This window comes from Streptococcus sp. 79, from assembly GCF_013277425.1.
Classification (GTDB): Bacteria; Bacillota; Bacilli; order Lactobacillales; family Streptococcaceae; genus Streptococcus; species Streptococcus pseudopneumoniae.
The window spans coordinates 1-10,553 of the sequence record NZ_VMMW01000102.1 but is presented as its reverse complement, the minus strand read 5'-3'; the positions used below and the strand labels follow the sequence as shown (position 1 = coordinate 10,553).

Genomic DNA, 10,553 nt, shown 5'->3' with positions numbered 1-10,553 from the left:
TCCCCTCTATACACCCCGATAACTGCATAAATCTTGATGTGCGTGTCTTCGGCTGGTGGGAAGTCTAGGATGATGTCTTCGTACTTGTCATTGAGTGATACGAGGCGTAAGCGTCCGTTTTCGGTATAGATCTTCTTAAAGTAAGAACGGTCTCCGTATGCGATAACTGCTAGGTCTCCGTTATAGGTGGTCAGTCCTTTGTCTACTAAATAGAGAATATCTCCGTCTTGGTAGTCAGGCTGCATGGAGTCTCCGCTGACCTTAGTCGCAATATCGTGATGTGGTGGTTGCTCGTCGACCTCTATAATCTCTCTGTCTGTATCGTCGTACCCAAATCCATAGTTAAATCCAGAAGCTGCGGCTGTCTCAGATACAACCTCAACTTGGTACAAGTCGAGAACTTTCTCCGATACTTCGTTTATCTTCGTTTCTTCTTCGTTTTGACTCTCCCAAAGCTCCTCAGAGGTTCGAAGAACGATTTTTTTATTGTCAGTGTTTAATTTTCGAGCTGTATTTGTAATTTTTTCTAAAAGGGAGTCTGATTGTGCGGTAGAAATCTTGTTTTCAATAAGGTCAGATTTATTTATATTAAAATAGTTTGCCAAAAGTTCAATTTTACCAATCCGAGGATAAGTTATTCCTTTCAGCCAATCACGAACTGTAGTGTATTTTAAATCCAAGTCTGCGCATAATGTATTTCTGTCTACCCCTTTTTGCTTCATGTAAAAACTTAGATTATTGGCAAAAATTTCTTTATTTTCGACTGTCATTTCCGTCCCTCCTTATATAGTATATTTTACGGCAAAAACGCAAAAAAGTAAAGAATAAAATAAAAAATCGCGAAAAAAACGTAAAAAACACTTGACATTGCGGTTAAACCGCAGTATAATATAATCAAGCTTAAGGAAAAGGAGGTAAGGCAAATGATGGAACACATCATAAAAAGCCTAGCAACCAAGGACACTGCAACCGTCATCTTGGCACTAGGCTTAATCAGAGAAGCACGTTTGTGGCACAAACAAATCTTAGAACACAAACGTAAGCTTCAAAACAAAAAGTAGAGAAAGGGGCGACGCCCCAACCTCTACTTGATAGTGTACCATCATTTGCCGTGAAAAGCAATGAGTGAAGAAACTGGATTGATAATCCTAGCAGGATTTGTGATTGTATCTTTTACTATTCGTCAGATAGTGAAGTGCCGATGTGATAAACAAGGGAAGGAGTAGAAAAATGGAAAGTGTTGAAATTGTTGAACTAATAAAAGTTACATTTAAACGGGGGAAAGGAACAGAAGATGATCCGATTAGAGTTGTAACTCAGTATTGGGACAAAGAAAATGTATTAATCTTTGAGAAAGATTAATTATCTCTTCTTTCGATAGAATTTCGGTAGGAATCAGGTAATAGGTTATATATGTCTAGAATTTTTTTAGGTTGTGTGATTCGATTATCTACAATCAAGTTGATAAAACTTAACAATGATAAAGCCAACTCTTTGTTATCTTTTATGTCTATTTGACCTGGATGTACAGCATTATTCCCTATTACTCTAACACTGTCTAGCATTTGTTGGATTTCTATTGGCATTCCTTTAGAGACAAGACTTCCAATTTGGGTATTTAAATCTTTACCTTGTGCGTTTAAATGAGCAACAAGCTTTTCAATAGCTAGACGGGATAGAGCTGCAGAAGCTCTAGGCGATATATTTAGAACTTCTCCAGCTTCAATATAGATTTCTTTCACATCATCAGGCATATCATTATTAGGTTTAGGTACTCCTTCGGCAACATTTGGGAAAATTAATGTCGACGTTGCATCGCTTGTGTTTAATACTATCCTGGAGCCATACGTTATTTGGATTTCATTTGTTATCCAAATAGAAAATTGATTACAAGCCTGACATTGTGCAATTATAATAAATTTGATAGATTCTTTGTAATCTCTATTGATATCAATAGGATTATAAGTCCATAAATGGGAAGAGAAACCTGAACATACAGGGCATTGAAATGCTTTTGAATTGCCTGCGAAGCGACTGCCTAGGCTTAATTTAGAAAGATCAAATGACATATTTTTTCTCCAATCGTTTTATTTTGATTATACCACATTTGAAAGGGGGGTGAGAAAATGAGACCAAGACGATATCCGTATAGTGGGAAAAGAAAAAAGCAATCTGATAGACAGATCGCTAAGTTAAAAAGAGATATTGATGTAAATCGTACAAATATATCATCTTTAAAATTCGTTATAGAAACTTTAAGTAACCATCAGAATTATCGATAACTTGATAACCTTGAGCAGTTGCTTCTTCGATAATTTCAGCTTTAGACATTTCAAAATCAGATAACTGAATTACTGCGCTAGGTTTATCAGTAGTCGACTCTGAAAAATAAGATAATAGAATATTATCGAGATTTTCCCAGGTTAGTTTCTTAACAACGTGGTTTGGCTTATGGCTAAGCTTACTCATTTTTTGAACCTCCTTTCTGCTGAAGTTTTGACTAAAACGGGAGAGGTCTTAGTCAAGAGTATTATAGCAATTTAGGAGGATATTACATCAGTCTTGAGGCTGATATAGGAGGTTGAATGGAAGATAAAATTATCGAACTTGCTGATTACTTCATCAGCGAATCTACAACGTACAGAGAAGCTAAAATAGCGTGTGAGAAGCTATTGAAACAAGTCAGCCATGAGATTGAACTCAGGGCGCTGGAAAGTAGGACGAGGGGGGACGATAATGGAACAGCCGCATGTTAATGTTGATATTTCTGGTATGGAAAAATTAGCAGAAGTAACTCAAGAGGAGACTGAAAAAATATTAAGTTATGATGAAATCGAATTGCTAAAACCAATTACTCATCTTCATAAATCTATCTTTAGGCAAACAGAATACTTATCAGAGCAGTTGACTGAAAGGTTTCATCACCTTGAGGACTACAATAGTCCCATAGATGAAGAAACAATTAGATTAGCTGAGGTGACTATAGAATTTTATAATCTACTAATCAAGTCTCCTAGTATTAGTACAGTTGTCAAGGAGATTGTGAGCGAGGGACATAAGAGTTAAAGCGGTTAAGGCATCATTAACACTATCTGGATTGTAGTATTTAAGTTTATGTGCTTTGGAATTACGATAAAGATGTGCGATTGTCAGAAGTAAATTCTTCAATCCTTTATATTCACTTTGTTCGTCAAGAGTCTGTAATTTATTTCCGTTGATAATCATAACGGGTTCTTTGATTTTAAAACATTGGTCTATTAGACTTGCTGAGTCCAGAGACGAACCGGTTAGTAAACGAATGCGGTGAAAGATTCCTTTACTTGCTTCAAATACAGCATGAAAATAATTTTCTTGTAAGAGTTCCTGGGTGCAGAATTTTAAAACATTTGGATGAACATTTAATGTTCTCAACATATGATCAAGTGATTCAAATCGTTTCTTTGCCTCAACTAATGTTTTTGAAGCAGTAGTAATAACTACATGTCCATTATCTGATATGGCAAGGCCTTTTAGGGAAAGAACGACATTTAGTTTTAATCTTAAGTTTTCAAAATCTGAAACTTTATCGATGTACCGCAAAGGATTGCAGATATACTCAATTACAAGTTTGATATTAGATTCATCTTGTGTTTTGTTGAGTATATCAGACATGATATTGTGAACTCTATAGTGTTTATTGAGTCCAGAGTTCTGGTCGTTTTGGGAATATCCTAAGACTTCTCCCATCCTTGTGATTTCAGAATGTGAAACATAATCAGATAGTATTTTACTGATTGTATCTACAAATTGTGTATCAATACTTAACATAGTAAACCTCGTTTTTATTCTATTATACCAAATTTAGAAAGGAGGTAGGAACGTGACGAAAATGACATTAAAAACACTAAGAACACTCAAAAACTGGAGACAAAGTGATGCGGCAGCAGCTGTGAATGTATCAGTTGATACGTGGGGGCATTGGGAACGTGGGATAACAGAACCTAGTGTTTCGAAAGCATATCAAATCGCTAGTGTTTTCGATGTATCAGTAGATGATATTATTTTTTTATCCGATATTGCGGTTTGACCGTAATAAAAGAGTAGAAAGGAGAGCGTATGACAGATTTTAAAGATTTAGATTGCCAGTTCATCTTTCAGGAATCCAACTGAAGATTATACAGCTGTTAGTAATAGTTTTATCAACGATCCTGCGCTGGATTTTACAGCTGTCGGTATCATGATGGTGGCACTGGCTAATCACCCAAACTGGCAAGTCTATCCAGAAGAAATAGCTAAGCGGAAAGGTGTTAGTCGAGACACAGTTGATAGCTACTTCAAAATATTAGAAAAAAATGGCTACCTACGAATTGTTAAAAAAGGCATGGGACGTGGTAAAGGAGTTCGTGTTTTCAGATTTTTCTCAGATGTAAAAATATCTGATTTCCAATTCGATATTATGAAACAGAGATTAAATGAAAGTATATCTAAGTTATCCACAGGTTAGAATTTACATTTTCGATTTTTACAAATCTGTATTTTACAAATCTGTATTTTACAAATCAGAAAATTTAGGCACTAATAAATATTAACTAACAACAAGTATTAAATAACAATAAATATTAACTAACAACAAGTCCTACTTATCTTAATAAATAAAAGAGAGGTTAGAAAAAATAAATACAATGGAGAAAGAAATGAGACCAAGACGATATCCGTATAGTGGGAAAAGAAAAAAGCCTATCAATTTTCAGATAGACTTAGAAAAATTTAAGCGTCTTAGCTATGAAGCCATTCATGATACTTCTCAAGTAACTCAATAGGAGGAAGGAATAAAATGATTCACCATTATATAACTCACTATGCCAGCAATGGGAAAGATTACGCCGAAGCATGGATTCAAATTGATTTTTTGGGAATGTGCTTTTGTGTATGGAAAAAGCGTACAACCATTGAACGATTGTACGCAAACGAAGATTAGACTTTTTTCCAACCGTTGCCTTTAGCAGATGTCGGAGGGAGCCGATCACCTTTTCCGATAGTTGCGGTATGACCATTAGTAACTTTTCCGCCACGAGGTCCTACCTCTACATAGCGACCAGGTTTCTGATTATCTGTTCCAGGTTTTATTGGAGTATTTGCCATACTATCTCCTCCTTTCTATTGGAATTTTGACTAAAACGGTGAGAGGTCCTAGTCAAGAGTATTATAGCAATTTAGGAGGATATTACATCAGTCTTGAGGCTGATATAGGAGGTTGAATGGAAGATAAAATTATCGAACTTGCTGATTACTTCATCAGCGAATCTACAACGTACAGAGAAGCTAAAATAGCGTGTGAGAAGCTATTGAAACAAGTCAGCCATGAGATAGAACTCAGGGCGATGGAAAGTAGGACAGTATGAAAGAAGCAGTAAAGGAATTTCTAAAATTCAGGAGCCGATTTACAAAAATAGAATGGTTTGAAATTAACCAAGCTATCGAAGCTCGTTTAAATCAAAAAGCCGACCAGTTGAAACTGGACGACTTAGATTTAGAAATCATTTCTAGCAGACTAGAAAAAGTTATCTAGAAACGATTTGAATGAACATTGGATGGATACGATAGTCAGCGCCACGATAGTGAATGTAGATATAATCCTGATGGTACATCGAGTTTGCTTCAGGTTTAGAAATTGGTGAGTAGAGTTCTGCATTTTCTTCCCACCAAATGTAAGGATTAGCCATATTTGGTTCCATTACACAATCGTCGTCGGCTGATAGGTTCACCCAATTTCCGCAAAGACATGCGTGAATTTCAGTCATAATATTACCTCCTTTCTGGTTTCATTATAGCAGAAAAGGAGATAGCAAAAAAGCACCTGACGGCAATCAGGCGCATACTTAAATATTCAACATGATTATAACACGAAAGGAGCAAAAATGGAAACAGTTCAAATCGTGAGAATTAAAGACGTGATCATCGAGAAGATTTCTGCAAACGATGAAGAACTAGAGCACATCTTTGGATGTTCAAAACGACAAGCGGGAGATATGAGGCGAGAGATGAAAAAATTACCTAGTCAACAAAAATACCTTAGAAACGATGGTCAGCTTGTCACAATCAAAGGTTTTGATGCTTATCTGCAATATCGAGGCAGTCAATCATGGAAGAAAGAAATGTCTAAAACCGTTAAGATGACACGATAGCAGAATAATAACTACTAACTTTACAACAAACTACTACTAATCTAAATAAAAGAAAGGGATAACTGAGTTATCCACAGGAGAAAAACAATGATTAACAAAGACCAAATTATCAAAGCGCAACAGGAAAAAATTGAACGCATTGAACAGTTACAAAAAAAGCTACATAAATTATCTACGCTTGGATTGCTAACTACAAAACTTTTGGGGCTACCTAATGAGTTAGAAAAGCCGTTGAAAGTAACCCACGACATCTCACATGTCATCAAGGATGTATTGGATGGCATGAGCCCAAGTGAGGCGATTAAGCAGAATATGGCAGAAGAAGATGATGAAGAGGAAGAATAATGTTTGAACCACCATTAGTTAGCCAGCTTTTAGGAACTGGCGCAGTGATTTTAGGATTTATCATCGCAGGGTTTATAGCTCATCAGTTGGATAAGCAGGAAGAGGAGAAAATCCGCCAGAAGGAAGAAGAAAGACGAGAAGAGCAAGAATTTGCGTCTATGATTATCCAAGGTTACAACCAAGCATACGAACGTGGTAGAGAGGCACAGCGACAAGAAATCCGCAAGAATATCCGCAGAGAGTTCAAAGGCTTCACCTACGACAACGAACCGCCTCAAGGATTGCGCCCTGAGCCTCTAGCCTTGCCAGAACCACGAAGATCACGCTATGAAAAGTATTTGGGGTAGAGCAAAGGAGACGCTAATGACTAGAATTGAACTTGAAAACCGTGTATGGCTTTTGGCCAATCATGAAGAAAAAAACGAATTGCTGGATCTTGGGCTAACATCAAAGGCTAGATATGTGAAACGAGTGCTGGAACTTGGAAAGGTGTATGCTCATGTTTGATTACGACATAGATATAATGCAACCGCCTGAAGAACGTGAAGAACTTGACCCAAGCCAGTACATCTATGTTGGCTGTGGGCAGTATCGATACGTGGGGGATGAAGTATGATTCAGGAGCTACACGAAGAAATCGATAATTGGCGAGCTGAATATATTCATCTTGGCCGAGAGCTCGGGGAAATCATCAACGAGCAACAAAATATTATTTTGAAATTGCAAAACGAAAATAGACACTTAAAACGTGAAAATTGGAATTTGAAGAAGACGAAAGGAAGAAGATGAAGAAACGATTATATTACAAAAAATGGAAACAAGAACTTAGAGAGGAAATGAAAGCAGAAACTGATGGCGAGTATCTAACCGAGAAAATGGTTAGAAAAATGAGTATTAACGACATGTTACATTATTTTCGAAAATTAGCATTAGAAGATGCAGGATACTGTGGGACAATGTTTAATTACTAAAAGAAAAAGGAAAAGGAAATGACACAGATAGCTAACAAAGGGAAGTCATTTATAAGAGCAGAGATCTCTGAAAAACAAAAAGAATATATCAGACTTCTTGCTGGATTAAGAGGTGTGACAACACAAGAACTTTTAGGTCAAATTGTAGAACGCTTCATTGACCGGAATTTACAACTTATCCAAGATTACAACAATGAATTGGATAACTTAAACAGTAAGTCTAGCCGCAGAATTAACATGAATACATAGGAGAAGAACAAAATGACAAACGAATTGACACATAAACAATTTTTTAACTCACCAGCAGTAAAACAGAAATTCTCAGAAGTCGTAAATGGCAACGGTCAGCAATTTGTTGCGAGTTTGCTGAGTGTCGTAACAAACAACAATCTACTTGCTAAGGCTACAAATGAAAGCATCATGACCGCTGCTATGAAGGCAGCAGTACTAAACCTACCAATTGAGCCGAGTCTTGGTTATGCGTATATCGTTCCTTACAAGAACCAGGCACAGTTTCAGATTGGATATAAAGGTTTGATTCAACTTGCACAACGAAGTGGACAAGTCACACGCTTGAACGCTGGGGAGGTCTATGAAAGCCAATATAAAGGGTTTAATCCACTTACTGAAGATCTTGAAGTGGACATGACTGCTATTCCAAAAGAGAAAGAAAAAGTCGTTGGTTACTTTGCATTCATGCGATTGGGCAATGGATTTGAAAAAACAGTTTTTTGGACTAAGGAACGAGTTCAAGCTCACGGTAAGAAGTACAGTCAGTCATTCTCTAGTAAATATAGCCCATGGCAGTCTGACTTTGATGCCATGGCTAGAAAAACAGTCTTGAAGCACATGCTTTCAACCTATGCGCCACTTTCAACCGAATTACAGGAAGCAATCGTGGCAGATAACGCAGACAGTACAATCTCAAACAAGAATGAAATCAAAGACGTCACTCAAGAGCCAGTTGCTGAAACATTGGACGGTATCCTAGGAACTCCTAACAAGCCCACAGAGGGCGACAACGTAGTAGAGGGAGAATTTACCGCAGACACCAAAACACCCCCAAAAACGGCTGGAAAAACGGCAAAACCTGACGAGTTAGCCTCTGCCGAATACCCAGCAGATGAAATTCCAGATTTTGACAAAGAAACAGGCGAAGTTTTGGAAGAGATTAGTTTCTTTGAGGGAAACACGACCAACATTAAGGAGTAGGCTATGGAAGAACTAACACAAGAGAACTACTACCAGGACACGAGCTGGTTGACCAACTCACGCTTTAAACGGTATCAGCAATGCCAGGCTAAGGCCTTTGCTTTGGACAGTGGGCAATGGGTAGAAGAGAGGGATGAAACCCCTCTCCTACTCGGAAATTATGTTCACAGTTACTTTGAAAGCCCAGAAGCACATCAGCAGTTCATGGATGAAAATGGTGACAAACTCCTGGCCAAGACTGGCAAGAATAAAGGAAACCTAAAATCTGACTTTGTGATTGGCGATAAGATGATTGCAAGTTTAAAGGATGACGATGGATTTAATCATTTGTATCACGGTTATCCATCGGATGAAGTTCAAAAAGAGTTGATCGTCTATGGCGAAATCGAGGGTGTACCAGTCAAAGGAAAGCTGGATAGCGTGAATCTAAGCCGTGGTTATTTCGTGGATTTGAAAACCATGAAGTCCATCTACGCTGAAGAATGGAGCGCAGAACTTAAAAAGAAAGTTCCTGCAGCAGTTAATAATATTCTTAACTTTGGATATCATGGACAACTTGGTTTATATCGTGAATTGCTGAAACAAATGACTGGGAATGATTTTAGACCATACATTGTAGCGGTCAGCAAGGAAAACGTTCCAGATCGTGACATTTTGAAAATCGATGATGAATGGCTTGAAGAAGGTTTAGACAAAATCAAGTCTGAAATTGTCGAAGTTTGGGATGTTATCCAAGGTCAGAAAGAGCCTAAAAAATGTGGTCATTGCGATTATTGCAGAAGTCAGAAAAAACTGAATGCAGTAGTTAGCTTGAATGACTTGATTGAAAGTGATTATTAAGTTTGAAAAACCAACTATTTCCATTTTGGAAACAACTCAAAAACCAACAAGCCGTGCATTCTTGTAAAACTGCGAACTAGAAAATGCGTCAGTGACATTTATGTGACTTTGGACGAATGGCGCAAAGAATTTCACTCACGCTTGCTTTGCTCACAATTTGGCAGGCGTGGGATTTTGGTAGAAAGTATGGCAGCGATGAGATTATGGAACTGAATGAGGTGTTTTGATGAATAGACTAAAAGAATTAAGACAAGAAAAAAAGCTATCTCAAAAGGAAATAGCAAAAAGAAATGAGCATATCAGAAAAGACTCTATCACGCTGGGAAAACGGAGAAAGCCAAATCAAACCAGAAAAAGCCCAACAACTTGCTGACTACTTCGGCGTAAGCGTTGGATATCTGTTGGGGTATGAAAGCAACCCATTGGAACGACTGAAAAGCTTAGTTGATGAATTAAAGGAGCACAAGGACTTGTTAGGAGTTCTGGATTGGTACACAGCTTTTGATTTAGCTAATGACATTCTTGCAATAGCAAGCGTGGAAAAATCTAGATGGCTAGGGAGGTTGAATGCAGGAGAGATTGATTCTTAAATTTGAGTTGAACAGGAAGCAGATGATTAACTCAAATGATAGACCGCACTTTCATCAAAAGGCAAAAATCACTAAGTTTTTACGGCAGTTAGCTGCATATGAGGGCAACAATGTACTGAGAGATTACTTTGGCTTGCCTTATAGCGAGGACAAGCCTTGCAAGGTTAAGGTTCGGATATATCCTCCGACAAATCGGAAGTATGACCCACCGAACTGGTCGCCCACAAGCAAGGCTTTGTTTGATGGTTTGACGGACGCTAAGATTTGGACAGATGATAATTACAACGTGATAGTATCGACTGAGTTCATGCACGGTGGCAAGTCCGGAAATAAGAATTATAGGATTGAGCTGGAGATTTACGAATATCACGAGATATTGCAGAGGATAGTTGATGGGATTTGATAGGAGGTAAGAAATATGGTTGGAGTAA

The 10,553-nt window shown here is 37.7% G+C and carries 24 protein-coding genes and 1 pseudogene; 19 read left to right on the top strand and 6 right to left on the bottom strand.

The genetic code is table 11. The features are described 5' to 3' along the window. Positions 1-770: S24 family peptidase (locus HT729_RS10925; RefSeq protein ID WP_172925263.1), on the bottom strand; the 770-nt coding region annotated here is incomplete at its 3' end. A 153-nt stretch (positions 771-923) separates the two neighbouring features. Between HT729_RS10925 and HT729_RS10920 the strand changes: the two genes are divergently transcribed. Beyond that, positions 924-1,061, top strand: a complete 138-nt coding sequence (locus HT729_RS10920) for a hypothetical protein (RefSeq protein WP_079247785.1) — start codon at positions 924-926, stop codon at positions 1,059-1,061. A 169-nt stretch (positions 1,062-1,230) separates the two neighbouring features. Continuing rightward, positions 1,231-1,362 carry a hypothetical protein gene (locus HT729_RS12495; protein WP_258953754.1) on the top strand — a complete coding sequence of 44 codons (132 nt, stop codon included), beginning with the start codon at positions 1,231-1,233 and terminating at the stop codon, positions 1,360-1,362. On the opposite strand, the gene HT729_RS10915 is transcribed toward HT729_RS12495, so the two are convergent. Both HT729_RS10915 and HT729_RS10910 read right to left on the bottom strand, forming a co-directional pair. Further along, positions 1,359-2,069 (bottom strand): DUF4145 domain-containing protein, encoded by a 711-nt coding sequence (locus HT729_RS10915; RefSeq protein ID WP_000006951.1) that lies wholly within the window; start codon positions 2,067-2,069, stop codon positions 1,359-1,361. The genes HT729_RS12495 and HT729_RS10915 overlap by 4 nt on opposite strands. Before the next feature lie 175 nt (positions 2,070-2,244). Continuing rightward, entirely contained in the window at positions 2,245-2,469 is a 225-nt protein-coding gene (locus HT729_RS10910) for a hypothetical protein (protein ID WP_000040990.1), read from the bottom strand. Positions 2,470-2,585: 116 nt separating this feature from the next. Here HT729_RS10910 and HT729_RS10905 point away from each other — a divergent pair, with 116 nt between their 5' ends. Both HT729_RS10905 and HT729_RS10900 read left to right on the top strand, forming a co-directional pair. Further along, a complete protein-coding gene (locus HT729_RS10905) occupies positions 2,586-2,756 on the top strand; it encodes a hypothetical protein (RefSeq protein WP_171043546.1) in 171 nt (56 codons plus the stop codon). Then, positions 2,737-3,066: a hypothetical protein gene (locus tag HT729_RS10900; RefSeq protein ID WP_230558129.1), complete on the top strand. Its 330-nt coding sequence runs from the start codon at positions 2,737-2,739 to the stop codon at positions 3,064-3,066. The genes HT729_RS10905 and HT729_RS10900 overlap by 20 nt, the downstream gene beginning before the upstream one ends. Here the strand turns inward: HT729_RS10900 and HT729_RS10895 are convergent. Then, positions 3,001-3,807, bottom strand: coding sequence for a TIGR02391 family protein (locus HT729_RS10895; RefSeq protein WP_023937574.1), 807 nt, complete (start codon positions 3,805-3,807; stop codon positions 3,001-3,003). The two genes, HT729_RS10900 and HT729_RS10895, sit on opposite strands and share 66 nt — an antisense overlap. 52 nt (positions 3,808-3,859) lie before the next feature. Between HT729_RS10895 and HT729_RS10890 the strand changes: the two genes are divergently transcribed. Continuing rightward, the gene (locus HT729_RS10890; RefSeq protein WP_055387710.1) at positions 3,860-4,066 is read left to right on the top strand and encodes a helix-turn-helix transcriptional regulator; all 207 of its coding nucleotides are present in this window, start codon (positions 3,860-3,862) and stop codon (positions 4,064-4,066) included. Between the two features lie 150 nt (positions 4,067-4,216). Next, entirely contained in the window at positions 4,217-4,483 is a 267-nt protein-coding gene (locus tag HT729_RS10885; protein ID WP_172925166.1) for a helix-turn-helix domain-containing protein, read from the top strand. Positions 4,484-4,953: 470 nt separating this feature from the next. On the opposite strand, the gene HT729_RS10880 is transcribed toward HT729_RS10885, so the two are convergent. After that, positions 4,954-5,121 (bottom strand): YjzC family protein, encoded by a 168-nt coding sequence (locus HT729_RS10880; protein WP_000024181.1) that lies wholly within the window; start codon positions 5,119-5,121, stop codon positions 4,954-4,956. 116 nt (positions 5,122-5,237) lie between these two features. Here HT729_RS10880 and HT729_RS10875 point away from each other — a divergent pair, with 116 nt between their 5' ends. Next, positions 5,238-5,381, top strand: a complete 144-nt coding sequence (locus tag HT729_RS10875; protein WP_000389590.1) for a hypothetical protein — start codon at positions 5,238-5,240, stop codon at positions 5,379-5,381. Continuing rightward, positions 5,378-5,548, top strand: coding sequence for a hypothetical protein (locus HT729_RS10870; RefSeq protein WP_000656630.1), 171 nt, complete (start codon positions 5,378-5,380; stop codon positions 5,546-5,548). Before HT729_RS10875 ends, HT729_RS10870 begins: the two co-directional genes overlap by 4 nt. On the opposite strand, the gene HT729_RS10865 is transcribed toward HT729_RS10870, so the two are convergent. Further along, a complete protein-coding gene (locus HT729_RS10865) occupies positions 5,541-5,702 on the bottom strand; it encodes a hypothetical protein (protein ID WP_226323615.1) in 162 nt (53 codons plus the stop codon). The genes HT729_RS10870 and HT729_RS10865 overlap by 8 nt on opposite strands. Positions 5,703-5,897: 195 nt before the next feature. On the opposite strand from HT729_RS10865, the gene HT729_RS10860 reads away from it, so the two are divergent. The 11 genes and pseudogenes from HT729_RS10860 to HT729_RS10810 all read left to right on the top strand — a co-directional run bounded on the left by HT729_RS10860 (position 5,898) and on the right by HT729_RS10810 (position 10,525). Next, positions 5,898-6,164 (top strand): hypothetical protein, encoded by a 267-nt coding sequence (locus HT729_RS10860; protein ID WP_000450963.1) that lies wholly within the window; start codon positions 5,898-5,900, stop codon positions 6,162-6,164. 87 nt (positions 6,165-6,251) lie between these two features. Further along, positions 6,252-6,509 (top strand): hypothetical protein, encoded by a 258-nt coding sequence (locus HT729_RS10855; RefSeq protein WP_000608473.1) that lies wholly within the window; start codon positions 6,252-6,254, stop codon positions 6,507-6,509. After that, complete coding sequence (locus tag HT729_RS10850) at positions 6,509-6,856, top strand: hypothetical protein (RefSeq protein ID WP_172932013.1); 348 nt, start codon at positions 6,509-6,511, stop codon at positions 6,854-6,856. The genes HT729_RS10855 and HT729_RS10850 overlap by 1 nt, the downstream gene beginning before the upstream one ends. A 16-nt stretch (positions 6,857-6,872) precedes the next feature. Next, the gene (locus tag HT729_RS10845) at positions 6,873-7,016 is read left to right on the top strand and encodes a hypothetical protein (RefSeq protein ID WP_000196747.1); all 144 of its coding nucleotides are present in this window, start codon (positions 6,873-6,875) and stop codon (positions 7,014-7,016) included. Between the two features lie 105 nt (positions 7,017-7,121). Continuing rightward, positions 7,122-7,298, top strand: coding sequence for a hypothetical protein (locus tag HT729_RS10840; protein WP_023934261.1), 177 nt, complete (start codon positions 7,122-7,124; stop codon positions 7,296-7,298). Continuing rightward, complete coding sequence (locus HT729_RS10835) at positions 7,295-7,480, top strand: hypothetical protein (protein ID WP_078352975.1); 186 nt, start codon at positions 7,295-7,297, stop codon at positions 7,478-7,480. Before HT729_RS10840 ends, HT729_RS10835 begins: the two co-directional genes overlap by 4 nt. A gap of 18 nt (positions 7,481-7,498) precedes the next feature. After that, the gene (locus HT729_RS10830) at positions 7,499-7,729 is read left to right on the top strand and encodes a hypothetical protein (protein WP_172922523.1); all 231 of its coding nucleotides are present in this window, start codon (positions 7,499-7,501) and stop codon (positions 7,727-7,729) included. Between the two features lie 12 nt (positions 7,730-7,741). Further along, positions 7,742-8,692, top strand: a complete 951-nt coding sequence (locus tag HT729_RS10825) for a recombinase RecT (RefSeq protein ID WP_172922524.1) — start codon at positions 7,742-7,744, stop codon at positions 8,690-8,692. Between the two features lie 3 nt (positions 8,693-8,695). Beyond that, entirely contained in the window at positions 8,696-9,532 is an 837-nt protein-coding gene (locus HT729_RS10820) for a PD-(D/E)XK nuclease-like domain-containing protein (RefSeq protein ID WP_138702295.1), read from the top strand. Between the two features lie 226 nt (positions 9,533-9,758). Further along, positions 9,759-9,942 (top strand): annotated as a pseudogene (locus HT729_RS12275) (helix-turn-helix transcriptional regulator); the annotation flags it as partial. A 157-nt stretch (positions 9,943-10,099) separates the two neighbouring features. After that, on the top strand, positions 10,100-10,525 hold the full coding sequence (locus HT729_RS10810; RefSeq protein ID WP_138699571.1) for a hypothetical protein: 426 nt from the start codon (positions 10,100-10,102) through the stop codon (positions 10,523-10,525). Positions 10,526-10,553 lie beyond the last annotated feature (28 nt).

Coding starts and splice junctions, on each gene's coding strand:
- HT729_RS10880 (WP_000024181.1), bottom strand. CDS start 5,121: ATGGCAAATACTCCAATAAAACCTGGAACAGATAATCAGAAACCTGGT.
- HT729_RS10885 (WP_172925166.1), top strand. CDS start 4,217: ATGATGGTGGCACTGGCTAATCACCCAAACTGGCAAGTCTATCCAGAA.
- HT729_RS10875 (WP_000389590.1), top strand. CDS start 5,238: ATGGAAGATAAAATTATCGAACTTGCTGATTACTTCATCAGCGAATCT.
- HT729_RS10920 (WP_079247785.1), top strand. CDS start 924: ATGATGGAACACATCATAAAAAGCCTAGCAACCAAGGACACTGCAACC.
- HT729_RS10870 (WP_000656630.1), top strand. CDS start 5,378: ATGAAAGAAGCAGTAAAGGAATTTCTAAAATTCAGGAGCCGATTTACA.
- HT729_RS10850 (WP_172932013.1), top strand. CDS start 6,509: ATGTTTGAACCACCATTAGTTAGCCAGCTTTTAGGAACTGGCGCAGTG.
- HT729_RS10855 (WP_000608473.1), top strand. CDS start 6,252: ATGATTAACAAAGACCAAATTATCAAAGCGCAACAGGAAAAAATTGAA.
- HT729_RS10845 (WP_000196747.1), top strand. CDS start 6,873: ATGACTAGAATTGAACTTGAAAACCGTGTATGGCTTTTGGCCAATCAT.
- HT729_RS10915 (WP_000006951.1), bottom strand. CDS start 2,069: ATGTCATTTGATCTTTCTAAATTAAGCCTAGGCAGTCGCTTCGCAGGC.
- HT729_RS10905 (WP_171043546.1), top strand. CDS start 2,586: ATGGAAGATAAAATTATCGAACTTGCTGATTACTTCATCAGCGAATCT.
- HT729_RS10910 (WP_000040990.1), bottom strand. CDS start 2,469: ATGAGTAAGCTTAGCCATAAGCCAAACCACGTTGTTAAGAAACTAACC.
- HT729_RS12495 (WP_258953754.1), top strand. CDS start 1,231: ATGGAAAGTGTTGAAATTGTTGAACTAATAAAAGTTACATTTAAACGG.
- HT729_RS10830 (WP_172922523.1), top strand. CDS start 7,499: ATGACACAGATAGCTAACAAAGGGAAGTCATTTATAAGAGCAGAGATC.
- HT729_RS10840 (WP_023934261.1), top strand. CDS start 7,122: ATGATTCAGGAGCTACACGAAGAAATCGATAATTGGCGAGCTGAATAT.
- HT729_RS10865 (WP_226323615.1), bottom strand. CDS start 5,702: ATGGCTAATCCTTACATTTGGTGGGAAGAAAATGCAGAACTCTACTCA.
- HT729_RS10835 (WP_078352975.1), top strand. CDS start 7,295: ATGAAGAAACGATTATATTACAAAAAATGGAAACAAGAACTTAGAGAG.
- HT729_RS10895 (WP_023937574.1), bottom strand. CDS start 3,807: ATGTTAAGTATTGATACACAATTTGTAGATACAATCAGTAAAATACTA.
- HT729_RS10810 (WP_138699571.1), top strand. CDS start 10,100: ATGCAGGAGAGATTGATTCTTAAATTTGAGTTGAACAGGAAGCAGATG.
- HT729_RS10860 (WP_000450963.1), top strand. CDS start 5,898: ATGGAAACAGTTCAAATCGTGAGAATTAAAGACGTGATCATCGAGAAG.
- HT729_RS10900 (WP_230558129.1), top strand. CDS start 2,737: ATGGAACAGCCGCATGTTAATGTTGATATTTCTGGTATGGAAAAATTA.
- HT729_RS10820 (WP_138702295.1), top strand. CDS start 8,696: ATGGAAGAACTAACACAAGAGAACTACTACCAGGACACGAGCTGGTTG.
- HT729_RS10825 (WP_172922524.1), top strand. CDS start 7,742: ATGACAAACGAATTGACACATAAACAATTTTTTAACTCACCAGCAGTA.